Source organism: Actinomyces sp. SKVG-SVH-4(1), assembly GCF_048514265.1.
Lineage (GTDB): Bacteria > Actinomycetota > Actinomycetes > Actinomycetales > Actinomycetaceae > Actinomyces > Actinomyces oris.
The window spans coordinates 89,608-111,645 of sequence record NZ_JBGEVE010000005.1 but is presented as its reverse complement, the minus strand read 5'-3'; the positions used below and the strand labels follow the sequence as shown (position 1 = coordinate 111,645).

Below are 22,038 nucleotides of genomic sequence, written 5' to 3'. Positions count from 1 at the left end.
ATGGGGATTTTCCTTGATACATCAAGGAATGATGTCGACGGTCACGAGAGGGTGAACTTTCCCTCGCTGGCTTGACTGGCCTTGTCTCACACGCATGTAATTCTTACTGGCAAGAAGCTCGGATCGAAGGGAGGCCGGCATGTGGAACATCCTCGGCGACGGCCCACTGAAGCACCCAGAGGAGCCTGACGCAGAGGTACTGTCGCTCCTCTTCGGTGGCGGTGACGACGTCGATGAAGGTCCTCTGGCTTGGCAGGAGCGCGCTCTGTGCGCCCAGACGGACCCTGAGGCCTTCTTCCCTGAGAAGGGCGGTTCCACACGCGAGGCCAAGCGGGTCTGTGCGACTTGCGAGGTTCGTGAGGAGTGCCTCGAGTACGCCCTCGCCAACGACGAGCGCTTCGGAATCTGGGGCGGCATGTCGGAGCGCGAGCGGCGCAAGCTCAAGCGTCGCGCAGTATGACCCCCGCCGGCTCCACACAGGGAGCCAGTCGGGTAGGAGCCCTGGCCGTCGTCGTGTCGGCCGGGGCGAGCCCGTTTCTGGCGCAGACACTGTCCGCGATCACTTCACAGACCTGCGCGCCCGACGTCGTCCTCGTCGTCGACGTCGCCTCGCGAGCCAACGGGCTGGGGGACGGAACCCCGATCGAGGAGCTCGTGGAGAGGTCGGGGCTGGACGCCGTCACCGCCGTGCGCGTCGTCAGGGCCAAGGAGGCCAAGAACTTCGGCGACGCCGTCTCCCGGGGGTTGACCGCCTATGCCGGGCTCGTCGCCGCAGGCAACCGCAAGCGCCGCAGCTCCGAGGCCCTCGACGGCGCAGAGGGCTCAGATGCTGACACCACCGCGAGCGGGCCGCGCACCTCGGTGCGGGACCTGCTGCTGTCGGGCTCGGGTCCCATCACCGGTCCCACCGGCGCGCTTTCGCCGATCACCGCCTACGAGCAGCGGCTCGTGGCCCCCACCGAGGCCACCCCGGAGATGCCGGAGCACCAGGTGTGGTTCTGGCTGCTCCATGATGACTCCGCGCCCGCCGAGGACTGCCTCGAGCGGCTGCTCACCGCCGCGACCAACGCCCGCTCCGTGGGAATCGTCGGACCCAAGCAGGTGGGCTGGGACAACCCCGAGCTGCTCCTGGAGGTCGGGCTGCGCGCCACCGCCTCGGCCCGCCGTGCCAATGACATCGTCCCCGGCGAGGTCGACCAGGGCCAGCACGATGATCGCAGTGACGTCCTGGCCGTAGGAACAGCCGGAGCCCTCATCGACCGGGCCGTGTGGGAGGAGATCGGCGGCATTGCCCCGTGGCTCGGCCCCTTCGGCGACGGCCTGGAGCTCTCGCGCGCCGCGCGCCTGGCCGGATACCGCGTCATCGTCGAACCCACCGCTGTCATCCGCCACCGACGAGCCTCCTACCAGGGGCTTCGTCGCCCCGCATCCGTCTCCCACTCCTCCGACGCGCCGCCCCGCACCGATGCCGAGGCCATCGAGGTCGCCCTTCCCGAGCCCGACCCGGAGCGATCCTTCCGGGCTCGGCGCAGCGCCCAGCTCACCAACTGGGCGGCCTTCTCCACCCGTCCCATCGGTCTGCTGCTGACCTGGTTCGTCATCCTCGGACTGATGCGGTTCGTGTGGCGCCTGGCCTCCAAGGCTCCGGCGCTGGCCCGCGACGAGCTCGGTGCGGCTCTGGCCGTGGCCGGCCGTGGCCGACGGGTCAGGGCCGCCAGACGCCGGCTCGCCCAGCACACCAAGGTGCCCGCATCCGCACTGGGGCGCCTGTACGCCACGGCGGCCGAGATCCGCGGAGTGCGCCGTGATCGCAGCCGCCAGGAGCGCGAGCGTCGCGCCCGTGCGGCGGCCCCCAGTGAGCTTGAGCTGCGCGAGCTCGCCGCACTGGCCCGTAGCCGGCGCCGCACCCTGAGCGCGGTCATGGTGCTGGTGCTGGCACTGAGCACCTACGGCCTGTCCCGGCTGCTGCTGACCCGCTCGATCACCGGTGGGGCCCTGCCCCTGTTCAGCGGCGGCTGGCGTCAGATGTGGGACAGCGCCTGGAGCACCTGGATCGCCACCGCGGACGGCTACCCGGGCGGCGTCACCCCATTGCTGGGCATCCTGGCCCTACCGGCGGCCCTGGGAAGACTGGTCGGTCTGGAGACCAGCGCGCTCATCAGCGCTCTGGTGCTCCTGGCCGTGCCCCTGGCAGCGCTGGGGGCATGGTTCGCCGCCGGCACGATGACCCGAAAGGTAGTGCTGCGGGCCTGGGCGGCACTCGTGTGGGCCCTGTCTCCCAGCCTCCTGCTCGCCCTGGGCCAAGGGCGCCTCGGTGCCCTCCTGGTCCACCTCGTCCTTCCCTGGGCGCTGCTGGCCCTGGCCCGCGCAGTGGGCGCCGACCGGCGGGACCTCGTCCTGTCCGGACTGGTGGGTGCCCACCTGCTCACCGACGAGGAGCGCGCCGAGCTCGACCGATTCTCCACCGAGAAGGTCACCGACCTCGCCCACCTGGATGAGGAGGCACAGGCCGAGTCGAAGACCGAGGACACCAAGGACACCGAGGACACCGAGGACACTGACGACGCCGCGGCCGCCGAGGATGCTACGGATGCAGTGCATGCAGTGGATGTTGAGGGTGATACTGCGGGTGATGCCGAACCCGCCCAGGTCGGGGAGGCCGACACGACCCCCGCCCGGGAGGATGCCTCGGACGATGAGGATCATGACCGCGGTGAGGACGAGGCGGAGACCGGCCCTGCTGTCCGCGCCCCGGCCGCTCGCGAGCCCGAGATCGACCTGTCCCCCACGGAGAAGTACGGCTACGGGTCGGCGACTGCTGCCGCAGTCGCAGGGTTGCTGCTGAGCGTCGTCGTCGCGGCCGTCCCGGCCACCGCCGCCGTGCTGGCCGTCATTATCCTGCTGCTGTCGGTGACCACGCGACGCGGCTTCAAGCTGGTCCTCACCCTGGTCCCCATGCTGGTCACCGCCGCCCCGGCCTGGTGGGGCGCCTGGCTCCTGGGCCACCGGGCGGGCTGGGCCGAGGGGGTCCGGCTGCTGCTGACCGACATCGGCCTGCCCGTCTCCGTGCCGGCGCCGAGCAGTCTCGACCTGCTGGTCGGTTCCCCGATGGACCTGGACGCCCTGGTCTCCTCCGGGGCTCTGAGTGTCCTGCTGCGAGTGCTGCTGGCGCTGATCCCGGTCCTGGGCGTCGTCGGGCTCTTCGTCTCCCGGCGCGTCCGGGTGGCCCGCACCGGCATCCTCCTGGCCCTGGGCGGCCTCATCCTGGCCGGGCTCTGCCTGCGCACCCCGACCGGGCTGGGACCGGACGTTGCCGGAAGCGGCCTGGCTCCCGTCAACGGATGGTCCGGGGCCGGTCTGTCCCTGGCGCTGAGCGGTTTCCTCGCGGCGGCCCTGACCGCCGGCGAGACCATCTGGGACCTGCTTGGGCAGCGGTCCAGAGGCGGCCGTCGAGCGCTGGAGCGCAGGAGCCGGAAGGATACCGACGTGGCCTCCTCCTCGGCCGCAGACCTGACGGTGAGGCGGAAGCGATCGCGCCGCCTCAAGGCGGCCTTCACGACCGCGGCCTGCTTCGTTCTGTTCGCCCCGGTGGTGGTCGGTGGCATCTGGTCCTACCAGGCTCACCGCGCCAGTAACCCGCGGGTCCTGGCGCTGCACTCCACGCCTCAGCAGATCCCGCTCATCGCTGAGCAGTTCCAGGGCTCGGAGGCGGCCGGACGAGTTCTCAGACTCACCTCCACGCCGCAGGGGCTCCAGGCCACCATCTGGCGCGGGCCCGGCACCCAGATCAGCGACGTCCTGCCCGGAGCGGTCAACGTCGAGGCGCGCACCCGTGCCGCCGCGGCACTGGCCGACCCCGGGCTCAAGCCCGGCAAGGACGCTCAGCCGGCCAGGCCCAACAGCGGAGCCTCAGGTCAGGCACTCGTCCTGGACGACCCCGCCGACGTCGAGCTCGCCCAGATCGTCACCCGCGCCACCGCCGGACAGGACAAGGGGGCCGCCGACGCCCTGGCGGCCCACGGCATCGCCGTCGTCGTGCTCGATCATCAGGAGGGCGACGCCGTCACCGCCGAGGCCCGCGTGGGCCTGGCCTCAACGCCGGGACTGGAGCAGCTCGCCCAGACCGCCTCGGGCAACTCCTGGAGGGTCACGTCCTCGGCTCACCCCGACTCGGCCCGCCTGAGCCTCCTGGACGCCGGAGGTGTGGTCACCCCGGTCGCCTCCACCGGTACCGGCTCAGGGACTCGCACCGAGATCCCGGCCGGAGCCGGCCCCCGCACCCTCGTCATGGTGGAGCGCTCCGACGCCGGCTGGAGCGCCACCCTCGATGGCCGGCGCCTTGAGGCCACCACGGTTCGCGCCCAGGACGGCAGCTGGAAGCAGGGCTTCACCGTCGGCTCTGAAGGCGGGGAGCTGGTGGTCACCCACACCCGCAGGTCCACGGCCGCCGCGACCTACACGATCTGGGCCGTCTGGGCCCTGACCCTGGTGGCGGCACTGCCCCTGCGACGCGGAAAGGAGATGGCCTCATGACGCAGCCCCGTCAGGACGACGCCGACAGCCAGCAGGAGTCGGAGGAGAAGGCCGAGACCCAGCCCCCGCAGCACAGGTCGACCAGGCCGGACCCGCAGCAGGCCGACGGCGGCACCGCCTCCGCGGAGAAGACCGACGACGAGACCGCGGATGAGATCGCGGACGAGGCGGTGAACAAGGAGGCGGACACGCAGGCGGAGGAAGGCGATGACAGCCCTGCCGGCCGGGACCAGGGCTCAGGCAGTGCCTCCACCGACGAGGCCGCTGACGACGCCCCCCACACCGATGCCGAGGCGTCGGATGACACCGATGCCGAGACGGAGGATGAGACTGACACTCCCTCCACCAGCCCCTCCACGAAGCGGCGGAGGAGCCCCGCCAGCACCAGGCGGCACCGCCGGTCACTGGGGCAGACGGTCTCCCGCGGCGTCGGTGTCCTGACTTCCCTCGCGCTGGCCGCAGCCGTCGGAGGCGTCGCCTGGTGGGGGTACACCGCACCGACCACACCGACCCCGCAGCTGCAGGCCCTGAGCCTGGCCCAGCCCGGAGGCACCACCACCTACGTCTGCCCGCACGCGCCCACCAATACATTGCGGGGCACCGACGTGGGCGCCATGGAGTCCGCCACCGCCATCGTCCCGGCCAAGGGGGACGGGGCCGCCAAGTCGGCCACCTATGCCGGTCGGAGCATCCCCACCGACACGGCCACCTCCATGAGTACCGCCGAGGGCGGCATCCTCACCCTCGCGCCCGCGGACGGCCGGGTGGCCAACGCCGTCGGGGCGGTAACGACTTTGACCAAGAGCGGTGACTTGCGGGGGCTCACCGCCGCCCCCTGCACCCAGCCGTCCGCCATGTCCTGGATCGTGGGCGGCTCCATCGCGGCGGGCTCCTCGGCCGAGCTGCGACTGGTCAACCCCGGCGTCACCCCCGCCACCGCGAAGGTCACCCTCTACGGTTCCATCGGCCGGCTCAGCCTGCCCAGCAACGGGGAGATCACCGTGCCGGCGGGCGGCTCCTCCTCCCTGGCCCTGGAGACGAAGGGCAGCCAGGACCCGCGCATCGCCGTATCCGTCGAGGCCGACGGCGGCTCCGTGGTGCCCACCCTCATCACCGAGTCCCTCGACGGGGAGACCCCCGCCGGCACCGACGTCATCACCCCGGGAGCCGCCCCGGCCACCGACCTCGTGATCCCCGGCGTGGAGATCACCGAGCCGGCCACACAGGGTGAGGTGCCCGACGCCAAGACCGGTGCGGACTCCTCCGACACCCCGGCCGTGCGCATCGTCAACCCCGGTGCCGCCCCGGCGACCGTGTCGGTGACCATGCTCGGCAAGGACGGTGCCCGCCCGCTGAGCGGGGCGCAGTCCGTGACCATCGACGCAGGCTCCGTCTTCGACATCCAGCTGGCCGGCGTGCCCGCGGGCACCTACGGGGCGCAGGTCACCTCGAACACGCCAGTGGGAGCCGCTGTCCGCATGGTGCGCAGCGGCGGCGAGTACCCCGCGCGCTCCAAGGCCCTCGTCCACGACCAGGCCTGGGCGCAGGCCGCGCTGCCCGGTGCCGCGGACTCCGGCCTGCTGGCGGTGCCGCGCGCGTCCTCCCTGAGCTCGGCGGTCACCGTGGCCAACAGCGGTGAGACCACCTCGGTGACCCTGTCCTCCCTCGACGGCTCCTGGAAGCAGGACGTCAAGGTCGCCAAGGGCAGTTCCAGCGTCGTCGAGGTGCCGGCCAAGGTCTCCGCCGTCCGCCTGAACGCGGCCGGTCGGAAGGGCTCATCGGGGACCTCGCACGCCCCCAGTGGACTGGCCGCCGCAACCATCGTGACCGCGCAGGCCGGTGGGGACCTGGCCGGCACGCTCATCTCCACCGTGCCGGCTCAGCCCGACGCCACCGTTCAGGCCCAGCGCCGCATCCTGCTGGACTGACGACACCGGGCCCCGGGCGGGGGAGTCCGTCTCACAGGGCCGAGCCGGGATCGATTTCCTCGGGGCGGCGCCCCAGCATGAGGGCCACCTGCTCGACGACGACACGGTGCACCAGGTCGGCCAGCTCGGCATCGTTCGTGGCCCGGGAGGCCACCGGTCGGCGGTAGATGACGACGCGCGCCGGCAGTCCCGCACGGGGCTCAGCGGTGAAGCCGCGTCCCAGCACCACCGAACGCTCCCAGGGCGCCGGATCCGAGGGCGGGACCTCCTCGACGGCGAACTGGATCTGATCCACCGACGGCCAGCGTCTGGCCAGGTTCTGGGCCGCGTCCACGACGAGCTCGTCGAAGCGCTCGGCGCGAGTGCGCCAGGCCGGCAGATGCGGCGGCAGGAGTGGACCGCGCAGCCCCCGGCCGTGGCGGTCACGACGACTGCTCGGGCGCTGCCCCGGTGCCGCGGCGGAGCGCGGGGGGATCCGCCCGGGCGAGAAGGGGAACAGGTCGGTCACATCGGCCAGCCTAGGCGGCGTGTGGATGACCGGCGGGCAACGGCACGGTAACCTGCGAGCGTGAGAAGAGTCCGACACTGCCGCAAGCCCGGCTGCGAGCGCCCAGCCGTGGCCACCCTGACTTCCGTCTACGCGGACTCCACCATCGTGCTGGGGCCACTGGCCACCGAGGCCCAGCCCGAGGCCTATGACCTGTGCGACAAGCACGTCTCCTCCTTCACGGCCCCCCGCGGCTGGCAGATCATCCGCCTGGCCACCGAGTTCGAGCCGGCTCCCCCCAGTGAGGACGACCTCTTAGCCCTGGCCGACGCCGTGCGCGAGGCCTCCCGCGCCCCACGCCCGGTCGCCTCGCCGGCTGAGCACCGGCCCCGCCCCGGCGGGATCATGCCGGCCTCCCTGACGGCCCCGCTGCCGCCCCCGCCGGAGATCGCCGAGGACGAGATCCTGCGGCGCGGGCACCTGCGGGTCCTGCGCGGACAGAAGGGAGACGCATGAGCCGGTCGGACGTTCCCGTGCCTGAGCAGCGAGCGGTCCTCCCCTCCTCACTGAGGTCCGCCCTGCGCTGCCCGCTCAGCGGCGAGGAGCTCGTTGACGGCCTCGACGAGGCCGGTCGCCCCGCACTCGTCTCCCGGGGCACGGGCCTGGCCTACCCGGTGCGCGACGGCGTTCCGATCCTCCTGGTGCACGAGGCATCACGCGTGCCCGCTCCCGGTCCCGACCCTCAGGGCTGAGGCGCCGCGCCCCGCTGCGACCCGGGTGGCCCATCGTGGGGCCGAGCCCGGGGTGGCTCAACGCCGTCGGGTCTCCCCGCCCACCCCATAGGGCGGGCGGGCCATGTCCCGCAGCACGTCCTCCTCCAGCCGGCGGTCGCGGCTCTCCAGCACCAGCTCACGGTTACGGCGCTCGGTGAGAACCGCGGCAAGGAACCGTTCGGGGTGCGTGCCGGCGGGAGGCGGGGGAGAGACGTATCCCTGGACCTGAGAGGCCAGCTCGAGTCCCAGCTGGTGGCGGGAGGAGGGCACGAGAGAGGAGGCGCGCTGCAGGAAGGTGCGCGCCGTCAGGCTCAGGTTCCCGGGCAGGGCGCGCAGGTCCGTGCCCGCCGCCCACTGAGCCAGCTCGGGGGGCATCAGCAGCGGTGGCGCCATGTGGGAGCGGTGATGCTCTCGAACCACGTAGGTGCCGGCCAGCATGTCCCCGAACCGCTTCCCCCGCTTGGAGACGATGCTGGCGCACAGGGCCGGCACGGCCCAGGTGCCCCAGATCTCGACGACGGCCAGCAGCGTGCGCACCAGGCAGTGGCGCAGCCTGACGGTACCGCCGTCGTCGCGCACCACCCGGGCCCCGGTCACCATGCGGCCCAGGCTCCGGCCCCCGCTGAGGAGCTCGACGAGCAGAGGGATGACGACCATCCAGGCGAGGAGGGCCAGGGACAGCATCGCCCGGGTCAACGCGAGATTCTCTTGGAACTCCGAGCCCGTGGAGATGGCCAGCACCATCACCACGACCACGGACAGTCCTGCCCCCAGGGCATAGACGGCGTAGTCGATGAGTCCCGAGGTGATGCGATTGGCGACCGTCGCCGGGGTGATCTCCAGGGCGACCGCCTCCCCGGTGATGAGCAGCTCGGGCTCGATCATCCGCTCGGAGGATGTGGGGGATGCGGCCGTCATGACAGACTCCTTGCGTGGATCTTGATGCTTTCTCCGCGGCGCACCGCGATCAGTGGGAACGTCTCGATGTGCTCGTGGGGCGCGGCCACCTCAGCGGGGCTGAGACCGATGAGCTCGTGGCTCTCTACCGCACCTGCGCCCGTCATCTGTCGCGGGTGCGCTCGGCCGCGCCGGATCCTCAGCTCATCGCCGAGCTGTCCTCCCGAGTGGCCGCGGCCCGCGGCCGCCTGACCGGAACACGGGAGGTGAGGAGCCGTTCGGTGCGCCGCTTCACTCTCCAGTCCGTGCCGGCGGCCCTGTACCGCATCCGGTGGTGGACCTGCGGGGTCATGGTTGCCGAGATCGCCTTGGCGCTGGTGGTGGGGGCGTGGACCCTGCGCAGTCCGGAGGCCATGGCCGCTCTGGGCACCCCCGAGAAGCTGGACACCTACGCCCATGAGGCCTTCGAGTCCTACTACTCCACGTACTCCGCCCCCGACTTCGCCGCTGCGGTGTGGACGAATAACGCCCGTATCGCAGCGATCTGCGTGGCCGGAGGGATCACGGGGTTCCTGCCGCTCTACATGCTGTACCAGAACGCCGTCGCCGTGGGACAGTCCGGGGCGATCATGGCCGACCACGACATGCTCGGCGTGTTCCTCTCGCTCATCTCGCCGCACGGCCTGCTGGAGCTGACCTGCATCTTCATCGCCGGCGCGGCCGGACTCAAGCTCTTCTGGACCATGCTGGTCCCCGGCCGGCGCAGCCGCCCGGCCGCGCTGGCCGCTGAGGGACGGGCCCTCATCACGGTGGCCGTGGGCCTGACCGTCGCCCTGGCCGTCGCCGGACTCATTGAGGCCTTCGTGACGCCGGCCCCCATCCCCTGGTTGGTCAAGATCGCCATCGGAGCCGGTGCGTTGGCACTGCTGTGGGCCTACACCCTCATCCTGGGCCGCTCCGCCGTCGCCGCAGGGTCCACGGGTGACCTCGAGGAGGATGAGGCCGGCTACGTCCAGCCCGAGGCCGGCTGAACCGGGCGTCGTCGCTGTGCGCCTCATAGACGCCCCGCGGCCTTGAGGTCCAGGTAGCAGTCGGCCAGTGCCGGAGCAAGCCCCTGGTCGGGTGCCTCCACGACCTCCACCCCGCCGCGACTCAGGCGGCGGCGCACGGCGTGCATCTCCACCAGGTCCTTCTCCGCGGAGGCGGCCACGTACACCGAGTCGGTGTCGTCACGCGTCGACCTGAGCTCCTCCAGCTCGGGGTCCAGGGCCGAGGCGAGAACAACCGTGTGCTCCCGGGCCAGAGCCGCCAGCGTCCGAATCATCGTCGCGTCCCCGGCGCTGCCGTCCAGGGCGGAGATGACCACCACCAGTGCGCGCTGCGAGAGCGTGGTGCGCACCAGAGAGGCCACGAGGGTCCAGTCGAGCTCGGTCAGGCGCGGCTCCACGTCGGTCAGGTGCTCGGCCAGCTCGGTCATGAGCACCGGTCCGGCGCTGCCCCGCACCTGTGCGCGCACGGCGTCGTCCATGGCCAGGACGTCGACCCGGTCGCCGGCGCGGGAGGCCAGGGCCGCCAGCAGCAGGGTGGCCTCGATCTGGGCGTCGAGCCTGGGGGCGTCCCCCAGCCGGGCAGCGGACAGTCGACCCGAGTCGATGATAATGAGAACCCTCCGATCGCGCTCCGGGCGCCAGGTGCGTACCAGCACCTCGCCCCGGCGGGCAGTGGAGCGCCAGTCGATGGAGCGCACGTCGTCTCCGACGACGTACTCGCGCAGGGAGTCGAACTCGGTCCCCTCCCCGCGCACCATGACGGCGCTGCGTCCGTCCATCTCCCGCAGCCGGGCCAGGCGCGAGTGCAGGTGGCGGCGCGAGCGGAAGGCCGGCAGGACCCGGACGGAGGCAGGGACGTCCAATGACGCCTGCCGCCCCGCGATGCCCAGGGGACCCATCACCCTGACAGTCAGTGGCCCCGCCTGGCGCTCCCCCCGGCGTTGGGGCGTGAGCACCGTGGAATGACGACGGCGCTGTGCCGGGGGGATCGTCATCGCCCCGCGATCGTGGGTCGCCCCGGCGCTGGGGGGCCAGGCATCGCGCAGCAGGAGGCGGGCCGTGCGCCGACCGGTGTTGGTGAGCGTCAGTGTCGCAGTGATCGACTCGCCCAGCCGCACGCCGTGGCTCACGGAGCGCGAGGCCCGCAGCACTGCGGGCGAGGGGGCGCTCACCACGTCGATCACGACGAGGACCATGACCACGCCGGCCCAGGCCAGCACGGTGGCCGGGCGCGGCGCGATGAGGACCAGGGCGATCCCCGCAAGCATCGCCCATACGGCGCGCATCGTCAGGAACATGCCACTCCTGTCGTGAGTCGGTCAGCTGATCGGTTCTGTGCTCGTGGTCTTCGGCGGCCGATGCCTCAGCGCGGGACCGGCACGGTTCGCAGCACGGCCTCGATGACGGACTGAGGGGTGATGCCCTCCATCTCGGCCTCGGCGTGCAGCTTGATGCGATGGCGCAGAGCCGGCAGCGCCAGTGCCTTGATGTCATCGGGAGTGACGAAGGACCTGCCGGCGAGCCAGGCCCAGGCCCGTGACGCGGCCAGGAGCGCCGTGGCCCCACGCGGCGAGACCCCCAGGGCCACCGAGGGCATGGAGCGGGTGGCGCGCACGAGATCCACCGCGTAGGCCAGCACCTCCGGCGTGACTCCGACCGTGCTCACCTGGGCCCGGGCCTGAGCCAGTTCCTGGACCCCGGCGACGGCCCGCAGCCCTGCCGAGAGCAGGTCGCGCGGATCGAATCCTGAGGTGTGGCGGGAGAGCACCTCGATCTCCTGGGCCCGCTCGGGCAGGGGCAGCACCAGCTTGAGCAGGAAACGGTCCAGCTGGGCCTCGGGCAGCGGGTAGGTCCCCTCGTACTCCACCGGGTTCTGGGTGGCGATCACCATGAACGGATCCGGCAGGGCCCGGGGCTCGCCGTCGATGGAGACCTGACGCTCCTCCATGGCCTCCAACAGCGCCGACTGCGTCTTGGGCGGGGTGCGGTTGATCTCGTCGGCCAGCAGGAGGTTGGTGAAGACGGGACCGGCCCGGAAGGAGAACTGGGCGCTGCGGGAGTCGTAGATGAGTGAGCCGGTGACGTCCCCGGGCATGAGGTCGGGGGTGAACTGGATGCGTTTGGTCTCCAGATCCAGCGCGGTGGCCAGCGACCGCACCAGGAGGGTCTTGGCCACGCCGGGAACCCCCTCGAGCAGGACGTGCCCGCCGGCGAGCAGGGCGATGACCAGCCCGGTCACAGCCGCCTCCTGACCGACGACGGCCTTGCCCACCTCGCTGCGCACGGCCACCAGGCGCCTGCGCGGGTCGGAGCCGTCCTCCCCGCGGGGGGAGGACGGTGAGACCTGTGGGGCGCTGTGGGTTCCCGAGGCGTCCGGGCCCTCGGGGGCCTGGGAGTGGGGTGCGCCGGTATCCGCGTCACCTGCGATGCCCGGGGTGCGGGTGGGGTCGGTGCTGTCCGTGCTCATGTGGAGTGAACCTCGCTCTCGAGTTGGTCGAGCTGAACTGCCAGGGTGGCCAGGGCGTTGTCGCTGGTGGGCGGCGGGCCGTAAAGAAGAGAGTCCACCGTGGCCGGGGCGATGCCCGAGGCCAGGGAGACGGCGGCGATGACGTCACGGCGCGAGGTCCCGGGGGGCAGGCCCAGGGTGGCCCCCAGACGCAGCGCGGCACCCGAGCGCAGGGCCTGGGCCGCACGGGGCCGGTCCGAGCCCTGACGGTAGAGACGCCCGCGGGCCACCGTGGTCTCGATGGAGCGCACGACGACGGGCAGGTCCTCGCTCACGATGCCGCCGAAGCGACGCCCCTGGACGATCGCCAGCACGCCGGCGATGACGAGGAGCTGGAAGATGAGAACCGGAAGCCAGGGGGGAGTGGAGGAGGAGTTCCACACGGAGGGCGCCTCCATGTGCTCCCCGTCCAACCACAGCACGCGGCTGTGGTGGCCCAGTGCGCGCACTCCCAGGGCTGCGTGCCCCTCCTGGGCCAGGTGAACGTTGGTCACCGGCGCGGGATCGGGCAGGACCCGCAGCGTGGCACCGCTGGGCAGGGAGTCGGTGGCATAGGCGTAGCGGTCCTCGCCCACCGGGAAGCAGCCGACGGCGTCGCCATCGCCCTGCAGGGACACCGAGGCGCGCGTGCCGGCCAGGCTCCGGGCGGCCTGGGCATCGGCGTCGTCGCACTGCGGCGCCCGGGTGGAGGAGGGCGCTGCCGCGGTGCCCTTGGCGGTCATGCCCGTCAGTCCTTTCAGGGCGTCGCTGCCGCCCTTGGCGCCGATGACAACGACGTCGCCGCCCGCCTCGGCCAGGGCCCGCCTGTTCTGGTCGCTGAGCCGGTCGGCGTTGACCACGGCGATGGTCGCGCCCTGGCGGCTGGCCTCCACGGCCTCGGAGAGGCTGCCCGCCTTGCTCACGGAGATCCCCTCGTGGCGCAGCAGCTCGGCGAGCGCCATGGTTCCCCGGTCCTTGGGGTTGTCGATGGCCAGGGGCGTGGTGGAGGTGACGGTCCGAGTCCACACAGTCACCAGGACGGGGATGAGCATGAGGGCCACCGCGATGACACCTGGGCGCCACCGGCGCCAGCGCCGGGACCAGTGTGGTGCCGTCCCCCGGGCCTGGGAGGCCTCGGCCGGGGAGGGCGGGGGAGCGGAGGGCTGCGACGTCGTCGTGGAGCTGCTCATGCCGGTGTCCCCGGGGCCTGGGCCGAGGCGCCGACGAGGGCACGTCCAGAGGGGAGGGAGACCCTGGCCATCTGATCGGCGAGCTCGCGCATCTGCTGGTCCTGGGTGCTGGTGGAGACGACCCGACCGTAGAGGACGGCATCGAACAGGTGGGCGGCCTCGTACAGCGGGGACACCACCCGGTGCTCACCGAGGGCCCGGTGGGTGAGCGTGGCCGCCTCCAGCGCCGTCATACCCGGGTACTCGTCGATGATCCCGCGTTCGTCGAGGGAACGGATGATGGCGCGGAAGCGTTCGACGACGGCGGTGGCGAAATCGGCCTGTACGGCCGCCGCATCCGCGGCTCGGGTCAGGGTGTCGGCATCGCGGTCGTCGGTGAGCACCAACAACGACGGCGGCGTCGCTACCCGGCGAGCCGAGGAGAACCTGGTCAGCAGGAGGATCAGCAGCGCGATGCCGGCGGCGACGACGAGGACCACGATGAGCGTCGACACCCAGGGAGGAGCCCCGGGGACCATGCCGTCGGCATCGAAGAGCCCCCTGATCCAGCTCCAGAGCCGGTCCCACAGATCGTGATGATCGTGGTAGATCGGTCGGGAGAGCTCCCTGCCCGCGGCGCGCCGTGCCTCGTCGGCGTCGGGGGTCGCCGGGGCCTGCGCGCTGATCGTCCTGAGGGGTGTCACGACTGGCTCATACCCCGGCGGCGTGACGCAGCTCGACGTCCAGGCCCTCGGAGCGCATCCGCAGGTCGGTGTACATGAGCGCGACCACGGCGGAGTCGAAGGGCTGAATCGCGGCCTGGATGAGGCTGTTGAGCAGCGTCGATGCCACCAAGATCGCGATGGTCATGTCCGGGGCGGCGTAGACGAGCCCCTGCATGACGATGGACACGCCCTGAGACACGATCTGGACGGCGACGAAGACGAGGATGAAGGAGAGTAGGCGGATGCCGACGATCCGCCAGAAGTAGCCCCGTGTGAGGGTCCAGGAGCGGGAGATCCCCTCAAGGACGCCGATGTTCTCCAGGACCAGTGCCGCCGGTGCCAGGGACAGCTTGCATATCAGGGCGAAGGTCAACAGCCCGAGCACGGCGATCACCGCCAGAATCGCCAGGATGGCGAGGATGATGGTCCCGGCGGAGTCCTCATCGGCCCCGTAGGCGATGATGTTCCCCAGGAGAGCCCAGCCGATGCCGAAGGCGATCGCTGCGACGACGGCGGTGATGACGGCGAGGATGAGCTCGATGAGGAGCGTCTGGCCGATGAGCGCCCACATTCTCGGCCGGGTGCGCCGCCACACGTCGCTCAAGGACGCCTTACGGCCAAGAATGGTGCGTGAGACGGTCACGATGATCAGGCCGATGATGATCGAGGTGGCCATCATGCTCAGCACGCCGGTCACGCCGAGCTGGATGAGCAGACCCACCAACGATGACCCGATGCTGTCCAGGTCGGTCTCTGAGAACTCAACCTTTCCGGATGTCAGGTCCGTCAGGCCGAGCCGGGACATGAACAGGGCGACGCTCCCGGCGGACAAGAGTCCTGTAATGCCCATCACTACCAGTGAGGGTATGAACATCGCCTTGGGGTTGGCGCGCAGGGACTCGAAGGCTCCCCCGAGGATCTCCCCGATGGACAGTGGCCGTAGCGGAATGATCGAGGGCTTGGGGGCCAGTGCCGACGTGTAGCCGCCGTAGCCCGGGTATCCGGGGCCGCCGGGAGCTCCCGGATACCCCGGTGCTCCGGGATAGGGGGCGCTTCCGGGGACTGAGCCGCCTGGGTAGCCCGGCTGACCCACCGGTGGCGTCTGGTAGCCGCCGTAGCCGGGGTACTGGGGTCCCGCTGCTGAGCCCGGAGCCGGGTAGGGGGGAGCTCCTGTGAAGGCGCCGGCGTCAGGGGCCTGCCATCCGTCCTGATCGCCTCCGACGAAGTCGCTGCCGGAGGTGCCGTGAGCCTCGCGGTCCGGCTCTCCGCTCGGACCGCTGCCGTCAGGGGGGAAGTCGGTACTCATAAGCCCATGCTGTCATGTCCGGTCGTCATCTGGCCCTCCCCCTGGAGGAGGAAATCGTGCCCCTGGAGCTCCGCGTGTGCCCTGAGCCAGGATCAGGGGGCGCAGCGAAGATCACGGTTCGGCCGCAATAATCCCGGCTTCTGGGCGCGCTGACGCCGGTTTTTCCCGTAACTGAGGGGATTCTCTTAATTTCCTGGGGAAACTGTGGGCGCCACCTCGGTGGTCCGGGTGTCCCTCGGGTCCTGGGGCTCATGCCAAGATACGGGCTATGAGCACGCGCATTCTGGTCGTCGACGACGATGCATCCCTGGCCGAGATGATCGGCATCATGCTGGAGTCGGAGAGCTACACGCCCACACTTTGTCATGACGGGGCCAAGGCCCTGGACGCCTTCCACGAGGTCAACCCCGATCTGGTCCTGCTCGACCTCATGCTTCCCGGGCTCGACGGCGTCGAGATCTGCCGGCTCATCCGCTCCGAGTCCGACGTGCCGATCATCATGCTGACCGCGCGCACCGACACCCAGGACGTCGTCGCCGGTCTTGAGGCCGGTGCGGACGACTATGTGACCAAGCCCTTCAAGTCCAAGGAGCTGCTGGCCCGCGTCTCCACCCGCCTGCGTCGCACCAACCCCGGTGCGGCCGAGCACGTGCGTGCCGGGGACCTCGACATCGATGTCGCCGGTCACCAGGTCAAGCGCGGCGAGTCGGTCATCTCCCTGACGCCGCTGGAGTTCGAGCTGCTGGTGACTCTGGCCCGGTCGCCGTGGAAGGTCTTCACCCGTGAGGAGCTCCTCAGCCAGGTGTGGGGTTATCAGCACCCGGCCGACACCCGACTGGTCAATGTTCACGTTCAGCGCCTGCGGGCCAAGATCGAGAAGGACCCCGAGCGTCCCTCGATCGTGGTGACGGTGCGCGGTGTCGGCTACAGGGTCGGCGAATCCGCGTGAGCGACGGCGCATCGGGCGCCATACAATGAACCCGATGCGTAATTCAGGGGGCACGTCGATGGGGTCATCGGTGGGCACCGCGGAGGAGCGGCTGGTTCGGCGTCTGCCTCTGCCGGGGCTGCTGCGCCGCAGCCTCGAGGTGCGCATGGTGTGCACCGCCACCGTCATCGGTCTGCTTCTCATTGTGCTGCTGCTGACCTTCGTGACCGACCGGATACGCTCCGAGGTGTTCGCCGATCAGCGTGACGTCATCCTCGCCGATGCCGCGTTGCGCGCCAGCGTCGCTCAGGCCGAGTTCGACTCGACCACGGCAGTCACTGTCGACGAGGTCTCGGCCGCCGCCGAGCGGCAGGTCAACGGCGCCAAGGACTCGATCTCCTCCTCCGGGGGAGTGGGGGTCCTCATGCTGCGCAACGAGGAGGAGACCTCGACGACGGTCGTCAACGACCTGGAGACCGACACCCGTCTGCGCTCCCTCATCACCCCTGAGATGACCCGGGCCCTCGATGAGGGCGGGGCGCGCGCCCAGTACTGGCAGTCGGTGGCGGTTCCCAACGATGAGGGGGGCACGGATCCGGGGCTCATCGTGGGGACCCGGGTGAGCCTACCCCTGGCAGGGGAGTACGACCTCTACCTCGTCTACAGCCTGGCCAGCGAGCAGCGCATCGTCTCCCTGGCCTCGCGCAACATCACCATCGGGGGGCTGGGCTTCCTGGCCATCCTCATCGTCGTGGTGTGGGCCTTCACCAGGTGGGTGCTCAGCCCCGTGCGGCACACCGCCCGGGCCGCTGAGCGTCTGGCCTCCGGACTGCTGGCCGAGCGGCTGAGCATCCAGGGGGAGGACGAGATATCCACCCTGGCCAGATCCTTCAACCACATGGCGACCTCGCTGGAGGACCAGATCGAGCGCCTGGAGTCCCTGTCCAAGGTGCAGCGCCTCTTCGTCTCCGACGTCTCCCACGAGCTGCGCACCCCGCTGGCCTCGATCCGCCTGGCCACGGAGCAGATCCAGGACGCGCGCGAGGAGATCTCCGATCCCTTCGCCCTGCGCAGCATCCAGGTCCTGTCCAGCTCGGTGGACCGCTTCGAGACCATGCTCACCGACCTGCTGGACATCTCCCGCATCGACTCCGGGAACGTCAAGCTCCGGCTGGAGGAGATCGACCTCGCCCAGGTGGTCGACACCGTCATCGAGACCACCCAGTTCCACTTCGACGCCACCGGCACCGAGCTGCGCCTCCACCTCCCCGAGGAGCCGGCCACCGCGGAGATCGACGTCACCAGGGTCGAGCGCATCATCCGCAACCTCGTGGTCAACGCGCTCGAGCACGGTGAGGGCAAGCCGATGGACGTCACCGTCGCCGTGGATGCCGATGCGGTGGCGGTGCGGGTGCGCGACCACGGCATCGGCATGAGCCCCGACGTCGTCACCAAGGTCTTCGACCGCTTCTACCGCGCCGACCCCTCGCGCAAGCGCAGCCTTGGAGGCACCGGACTGGGGCTGTCCATCGCCATGGAGGATGCCCGTCTGCACGGCGGCCGCCTCTCGGCCTGGGGGTGGCCGGCCGACGGCTCCTCCTTCCTGCTGGTCCTGCCCCGCACCCAGGGGGCCGACGGCGGTCCCGGCCGGCTCCGCGGCCCCGGCCCCCTCGAGCTCGTCCCGCAGGACGCGCCCGCGGTGGCCCGCGCCGGCATCCCCATCGACGAGGAGTCCTCCTTCTCCCCGGTCGGCCCCCTGGGGCCCGCTCCCGCCACCCGCAGGGCCCGCCAGAGCGTCGTCCTGGGCGACATCCCCCTGGCCGGGGAGAGCCACGACGCGGTCACCGAGGACGTCGGCCGAGTCGTCGTCGTCCTTCCCGGTCAGGAGCCCGCCACCCGCACACCCGAGGAGACCGAGGAAGAGGGGTGGCGCCGATGACGCAGCCGATGAACCGCGACGCGCCCACTCAGGGGCGCAGATCCGCAGAGGCTGCAGAGCCCACCGGGCCCACTGAGCCCACCGGGATCCTCGGAACGGCTCCGGCCGGATTGTCGCGACGCGGCGCGCTGGGGCTGCTCTCGGCCACGGCCGCCGGAGTGCTGGCCGGCTGCACGGCGCTTCCGAGCTCCAGCCGCGTCACCCGCTCCGGGGTGGCCGCCTCCGACACCAACGCCCTCATCGAGACCGCTCCCGGACCAGGAGAGGGGGACTCGGCCGAGGACATCGTCAACGGTTTCCTGCGCGCCACCATCGCGGGGTTCTCCGACGACTTCGCCACCGCCAAGCAGTTCCTCAGCGATCACGCCGTCGCGCAGTGGAAGCCCCTGGAGACGGTGAGCGCCTACAGCGGGTCGACCGAGCCGCAGGTCTCGGTGGCGGCCAACGGCTCCTTCACGGTGACCTCCGGACAGGTGGGGGTGCTCAACTCCCTGGGTGTCTTCACCCCCGCCCCGGAGGGGAGCACCTATACCGGCGAGTTCTCCCTGGCCACCAACTCCACCGGCCAGTGGCGCATCGTCGGCCTGCCTCACGGCATCCTGCTGCCCTTGTCCCGACTCATGCAGAACTTCGCGGTCAGCTCCCTGGCCTTCCTGTCCCGGGACCGGTCCAGGTTCGTCCCCGAGCTGCGCTGGTACCCGCGCAGCTCGCAGGCCGACTCCCTGGTCTCCGGGCTGCTGGCCGGGCCCTCGGACTGGCTTGCGAAGGGGGCCTCCAGCCTCATCCCGCGCAACGCCGAGCGGGCGGGGCGGGGGGTCGTCGTCGAGGGCGGCACCGCCACCGTCCACCTGAGCGCGGACTCCGACCCCGCCTCGGAGGACGCCCGCGGGCTCATGGTGGCCCAGATCGAGCAGAGCCTCATCCAGATCAGCGGCATCGACCACGTGCGCGTGCTCGCCGGCACCGTCGACCTCGGCGCCGCTGCCCAGCTGACACCGATGGCCCCCGAGGTCGGAGGCATCGTGGGGATGTCGGAGGGTTCGGTCGTGCGCGGCACGGGGGCCAGGCGCGTCACCCTGGCCAGTGACCGGGTCCTGGGGACCAGTGACGCGCGTAGCCCGAGCCTGGGGGCCGACGGGGCCGTCTACGCACTGTCGGCCTCCAGCCTGCTGCGCCTGCCCCGGGGGCAGGGCTCCGCCAGCGTCATCCTCTCGGTGGGGGATCCCTCCGCGGGCGCCGGTGGGCTGGGAGCTCCGATGGGTGACCGGCACGGCTGGGCCTGGTTGCTGGCCGAGGGGCGTCTGACCGCCGTCAACGGCTCCGGGCAGCGCGCCACCCTGGAGTCCTCCTGGCTGCAGGACGGCACGGTCGCGGCCTTCGACCTGTCCGTGGAGTCCGAGCGGATCGCCGTGCGGCGAACCGACGGGCGGGTCGCCGTGGCCATCATCATCAGGGACCAGGACGGCCGTCCCACCGGGCTGGGGCCGGCCCTGGAGATGCCCCGCGCCAGTGGGACGGGCACGCGGGGGCTGTCCTGGTGCGCCCCCAACGCCGTGTGCGTCCTGGCCGCTGCCGGCAGCGAGGGCGGGGGCGTGCCGGAAGTGCGTCTGGTCCAGGTCGGCGGGGCGGTCAACACGCTGGTGGGGGTGCGTCGGGCCCGTTCGGTCATCTCCGACCGCTCCGAGGAGTCCCTCCTCATCGTCGACGAGGATGGGCAGACCTGGCAGCGTCGCGGGGCGATGTGGCGGGTGCTCACCGCCGAGGTCACTGATCCCTCCTTCCCCCTGCCCTGAGCCGACGCCTCTGACACGCGCGCCTCTGACACGCGACTCCGGGTGCCCCCGGTCGGTCAGGACCGTGGGACACCCGGATATCAGGGGTCAACCCCGCGCCGCGGGTCCGGATGGGGCTACAGCACCTGGGCGTCCAGGCGGATGACGCCGTAGGTCCACCCGTGACGGTGATAGACGGCACAGGGCTGCTTGGAGGACTTCTCGATGAACAGGTAGAAGGGGTGCCCCACGAGCTCCATCTGGTAGAGGGCCTCGTCAACGGTCATCGGCTTGGCCTCGTGCAGCTTCTGACGCACGATCACCGGGGAGTCGCCGAGCTGCGCCTCAACGGCGACACCCGGCTCGGTGGGGGCGGAGGGGGAGTCCTCGATCGGTGCGTCACCGGTGTCGGGGAGCAGGGGCTCCTCCACGCCGGGAGCTGCCTGGAGGTCCTCATTCGGTGCGGCCACGGTGTGACGGCGATGGTGGTCCTTCTTGCGGTCCCGGGCCCGGCGAAGGCGCTCGGTCAGCTTGCCCATGGCGATATCAAAAGCGGCGAAGCGGTCCGAGGAGGAGGCCTCCGCCCGGATGATCGGGCCCTTGGAGACGACAGTGATCTCCACTCTCTCGGCGGTGTCGGCCTGGCGCGGGTTGCGCTCGTGGGTGACCTCAACCTCGACGCGCTGGACCCGGGGGTCGAACTGCTCAACCTTGACGGCCTTGTCCTCGACGTAGTCGCGCAGGCGAGAGCTGATCTCAGCGTTACGACCGACGACGGTGATATCCATGGTGGAACCTCTTTCTAGGCTCGTGGGCCGGCCCTGACGGGCCGTGTGCGACAAGTACCCGCCACGTCTCACGGCGGGTTCGGGACTGGTGTCATCACCTCCTGGTCACCTCGTGAGGGCCCTCAGGCACCGAGGCGGGGATCCGGTCGACTGTCCTTGTCGGTGTCGGGAGCCGCCTGTGTGTTGTGCCACATAAGGTACACCATGTGGGGCTGTTCACGCCTCCCTTTCGTGCGTGCCACGCCCGGAAGAAGCCTCCTGATCGCCGCAGGCGGACAAGGCGGACAAGGCGGAGGCTCCCGGATCCATGCGGCCAGGGAAACGGCTGCCTGCGGTGACCACCTCAGGGCCGGCCGGCACCGCGGCACGCGCATGGGCCGGGGGCGGGGCGGCGCTCAGCACCAGGGCGCCCAGGACCCGCCCACCTCCCGCCCGCAGCGCCCGGGCGCAGGCCCCCAGAGTGGCCCCGGTGGTCACGACGTCGTCGACCAGCAGGATCGGCAGGCCGGTGACGGCGGCCAGCAGGCGCGGAGCCTGGGCGCGGTTGCCCCGTCGCTGACGGGCGGATCGGCCCGCCTGGTGCGCCCCACCGCCCCGACGGCGCAGCAGGTCCGTGCTCAGCACGAGCGCTGCGGGTTCCTGTCCGGCCCACTGCTCGCAGATCCCCCGGGTGATGGCGTCGGCCAGGTGGGCCGCCACCAGGCGGCCGCGCAGACGGCGCACGATCCCGGAGGGCGCGGGGACCACCAGCAGCGCCCGCGCGCCCCGGGGCGAGCTCTCCCAGACCTCCTCCGGCGGGTGCGTGAGCGCCCACCAGCGTCCCAGGCGCCTGCCGGATCGGGCCATCACCTCCGACAGGTCCTCGCGCGCGCCGTTCTTCCAGCCCAGAACCATGGCGCGCACCGGGCCGGTGTAGGAGGCCAGGGCCCAGATGTCCAGGTCACCGGCGGCGTCGGCGTGCTCCACGGCGAAGGGTTTGTCCTCGAGCAGCTCTCGGCACCGCGGGCACAGCGCTGTCTCCCAGCGCCCACAGCCCGCACAGCTCGTCGGCAGCCCCAGCGACAGGGCCGGGGAGAAATCCGCCGACAGTCCCAGCGGCGGGTGCCGTGCGGCGGGGCGGCGGGGCTTGTGCCGGTGATGCGCCATATCCCCACTGTGACGCAGGCGGAACCTTCCCGCTCCTGGCGGCGCTCGCGGTCCACACCACGAGGGGACGGCCGTCGTCGTCGTCCCCTGTGGCCCCGTGCCCCACCTGTGTC

General features: G+C 71.3%; 18 protein-coding genes. 9 read left to right on the top strand and 9 right to left on the bottom strand.

Annotated features, from left to right (window positions below; all coding sequences use genetic code 11):
• Positions 1-139: 139 nt before the first annotated feature.
• Genes AB7V09_RS06245 through AB7V09_RS06235 form a run of 3 tightly spaced genes read left to right on the top strand, consistent with a single transcriptional unit; the run spans position 140 to position 6,461 of the window.
• A complete protein-coding gene (locus AB7V09_RS06245) occupies positions 140-460 on the top strand; it encodes a WhiB family transcriptional regulator (RefSeq protein WP_003787027.1) in 321 nt (106 codons plus the stop codon).
• Complete coding sequence (locus AB7V09_RS06240; RefSeq protein ID WP_419143246.1) at positions 457-4,533, top strand: glycosyltransferase family 2 protein; 4,077 nt, start codon at positions 457-459, stop codon at positions 4,531-4,533. The genes AB7V09_RS06245 and AB7V09_RS06240 overlap by 4 nt, the downstream gene beginning before the upstream one ends.
• The gene (locus AB7V09_RS06235; protein ID WP_419143245.1) at positions 4,530-6,461 is read left to right on the top strand and encodes a DUF5719 family protein; all 1,932 of its coding nucleotides are present in this window, start codon (positions 4,530-4,532) and stop codon (positions 6,459-6,461) included. Before AB7V09_RS06240 ends, AB7V09_RS06235 begins: the two co-directional genes overlap by 4 nt.
• A gap of 31 nt (positions 6,462-6,492) precedes the next feature.
• Here AB7V09_RS06235 and AB7V09_RS06230 read toward each other — a convergent pair whose 3' ends face one another.
• Positions 6,493-6,969, bottom strand: coding sequence for a metallopeptidase family protein (locus AB7V09_RS06230; protein WP_279012739.1), 477 nt, complete (start codon positions 6,967-6,969; stop codon positions 6,493-6,495).
• Between the two features lie 60 nt (positions 6,970-7,029).
• Between AB7V09_RS06230 and AB7V09_RS06225 the strand changes: the two genes are divergently transcribed.
• On the top strand, positions 7,030-7,464 hold the full coding sequence (locus AB7V09_RS06225) for a DUF3499 domain-containing protein (RefSeq protein WP_003787014.1): 435 nt from the start codon (positions 7,030-7,032) through the stop codon (positions 7,462-7,464).
• Positions 7,461-7,700, top strand: a complete 240-nt coding sequence (locus AB7V09_RS06220; RefSeq protein WP_043538168.1) for a Trm112 family protein — start codon at positions 7,461-7,463, stop codon at positions 7,698-7,700. Before AB7V09_RS06225 ends, AB7V09_RS06220 begins: the two co-directional genes overlap by 4 nt.
• Before the next feature lie 57 nt (positions 7,701-7,757).
• Here the strand turns inward: AB7V09_RS06220 and AB7V09_RS06215 are convergent, their stop codons facing one another.
• Positions 7,758-8,639 carry an RDD family protein gene (locus AB7V09_RS06215; RefSeq protein WP_075414590.1) on the bottom strand — a complete coding sequence of 294 codons (882 nt, stop codon included), beginning with the start codon at positions 8,637-8,639 and terminating at the stop codon, positions 7,758-7,760.
• A gap of 14 nt (positions 8,640-8,653) precedes the next feature.
• Here AB7V09_RS06215 and AB7V09_RS06210 point away from each other — a divergent pair, with 14 nt between their 5' ends.
• The gene (locus tag AB7V09_RS06210; RefSeq protein ID WP_419143244.1) at positions 8,654-9,649 is read left to right on the top strand and encodes a stage II sporulation protein M; all 996 of its coding nucleotides are present in this window, start codon (positions 8,654-8,656) and stop codon (positions 9,647-9,649) included.
• Positions 9,650-9,672: 23 nt separating this feature from the next.
• Here the strand turns inward: AB7V09_RS06210 and AB7V09_RS06205 are convergent, their stop codons facing one another.
• From AB7V09_RS06205 to AB7V09_RS06185, 5 genes are all read right to left on the bottom strand, one after another.
• Positions 9,673-10,965 (bottom strand): DUF58 domain-containing protein, encoded by a 1,293-nt coding sequence (locus AB7V09_RS06205; RefSeq protein ID WP_314920024.1) that lies wholly within the window; start codon positions 10,963-10,965, stop codon positions 9,673-9,675.
• 65 nt (positions 10,966-11,030) lie between these two features.
• Positions 11,031-12,134 (bottom strand): AAA family ATPase, encoded by a 1,104-nt coding sequence (locus AB7V09_RS06200; protein WP_419143243.1) that lies wholly within the window; start codon positions 12,132-12,134, stop codon positions 11,031-11,033.
• Entirely contained in the window at positions 12,131-13,342 is a 1,212-nt protein-coding gene (locus AB7V09_RS06195; protein WP_419143242.1) for a DUF4350 domain-containing protein, read from the bottom strand. Before AB7V09_RS06195 ends, AB7V09_RS06200 begins: the two co-directional genes overlap by 4 nt.
• Complete coding sequence (locus AB7V09_RS06190; protein WP_075414595.1) at positions 13,339-14,025, bottom strand: DUF4129 domain-containing protein; 687 nt, start codon at positions 14,023-14,025, stop codon at positions 13,339-13,341. The genes AB7V09_RS06195 and AB7V09_RS06190 overlap by 4 nt, the downstream gene beginning before the upstream one ends.
• 7 nt (positions 14,026-14,032) lie before the next feature.
• Positions 14,033-15,352, bottom strand: coding sequence for a hypothetical protein (locus AB7V09_RS06185; RefSeq protein WP_419143241.1), 1,320 nt, complete (start codon positions 15,350-15,352; stop codon positions 14,033-14,035).
• Between the two features lie 268 nt (positions 15,353-15,620).
• On the opposite strand from AB7V09_RS06185, the gene mtrA reads away from it, so the two are divergent.
• The 3 genes from mtrA to AB7V09_RS06170 are packed head-to-tail and all read left to right on the top strand — an operon-like array spanning position 15,621 to position 20,012.
• Complete coding sequence (gene mtrA, locus AB7V09_RS06180; protein WP_003786992.1) at positions 15,621-16,301, top strand: MtrAB system response regulator MtrA; 681 nt, start codon at positions 15,621-15,623, stop codon at positions 16,299-16,301.
• Between the two features lie 34 nt (positions 16,302-16,335).
• Positions 16,336-18,219 carry an MtrAB system histidine kinase MtrB gene (gene mtrB, locus AB7V09_RS06175; RefSeq protein WP_419143240.1) on the top strand — a complete coding sequence of 628 codons (1,884 nt, stop codon included), beginning with the start codon at positions 16,336-16,338 and terminating at the stop codon, positions 18,217-18,219.
• Positions 18,216-20,012: a GerMN domain-containing protein gene (locus AB7V09_RS06170; RefSeq protein ID WP_419143239.1), complete on the top strand. Its 1,797-nt coding sequence runs from the start codon at positions 18,216-18,218 to the stop codon at positions 20,010-20,012. The genes mtrB and AB7V09_RS06170 overlap by 4 nt, the downstream gene beginning before the upstream one ends.
• A gap of 116 nt (positions 20,013-20,128) precedes the next feature.
• On the opposite strand, the gene hpf is transcribed toward AB7V09_RS06170, so the two are convergent.
• Together hpf and AB7V09_RS06160 are read right to left on the bottom strand one after the other, a co-directional pair.
• Positions 20,129-20,779 (bottom strand): ribosome hibernation-promoting factor, HPF/YfiA family, encoded by a 651-nt coding sequence (gene hpf / locus AB7V09_RS06165; protein ID WP_009747781.1) that lies wholly within the window; start codon positions 20,777-20,779, stop codon positions 20,129-20,131.
• 216 nt (positions 20,780-20,995) lie between these two features.
• On the bottom strand, positions 20,996-21,925 hold the full coding sequence (locus AB7V09_RS06160; RefSeq protein WP_419143238.1) for a ComF family protein: 930 nt from the start codon (positions 21,923-21,925) through the stop codon (positions 20,996-20,998).
• Positions 21,926-22,038: the final 113 nt, after the last annotated feature.

Coding starts and splice junctions, on each gene's coding strand:
- AB7V09_RS06200 (WP_419143243.1), bottom strand. CDS start 12,134: ATGAGCACGGACAGCACCGACCCCACCCGCACCCCGGGCATCGCAGGT.
- AB7V09_RS06245 (WP_003787027.1), top strand. CDS start 140: ATGTGGAACATCCTCGGCGACGGCCCACTGAAGCACCCAGAGGAGCCT.
- AB7V09_RS06185 (WP_419143241.1), bottom strand. CDS start 15,352: ATGAGTACCGACTTCCCCCCTGACGGCAGCGGTCCGAGCGGAGAGCCG.
- hpf (WP_009747781.1), bottom strand. CDS start 20,779: ATGGATATCACCGTCGTCGGTCGTAACGCTGAGATCAGCTCTCGCCTG.
- AB7V09_RS06235 (WP_419143245.1), top strand. CDS start 4,530: ATGACGCAGCCCCGTCAGGACGACGCCGACAGCCAGCAGGAGTCGGAG.
- AB7V09_RS06205 (WP_314920024.1), bottom strand. CDS start 10,965: ATGTTCCTGACGATGCGCGCCGTATGGGCGATGCTTGCGGGGATCGCC.
- AB7V09_RS06240 (WP_419143246.1), top strand. CDS start 457: ATGACCCCCGCCGGCTCCACACAGGGAGCCAGTCGGGTAGGAGCCCTG.
- mtrB (WP_419143240.1), top strand. CDS start 16,336: ATGCGTAATTCAGGGGGCACGTCGATGGGGTCATCGGTGGGCACCGCG.
- AB7V09_RS06220 (WP_043538168.1), top strand. CDS start 7,461: ATGAGCCGGTCGGACGTTCCCGTGCCTGAGCAGCGAGCGGTCCTCCCC.
- AB7V09_RS06170 (WP_419143239.1), top strand. CDS start 18,216: ATGACGCAGCCGATGAACCGCGACGCGCCCACTCAGGGGCGCAGATCC.
- AB7V09_RS06195 (WP_419143242.1), bottom strand. CDS start 13,342: ATGAGCAGCTCCACGACGACGTCGCAGCCCTCCGCTCCCCCGCCCTCC.
- AB7V09_RS06160 (WP_419143238.1), bottom strand. CDS start 21,925: ATGGCGCATCACCGGCACAAGCCCCGCCGCCCCGCCGCACGGCACCCG.
- mtrA (WP_003786992.1), top strand. CDS start 15,621: ATGAGCACGCGCATTCTGGTCGTCGACGACGATGCATCCCTGGCCGAG.
- AB7V09_RS06215 (WP_075414590.1), bottom strand. CDS start 8,639: ATGACGGCCGCATCCCCCACATCCTCCGAGCGGATGATCGAGCCCGAG.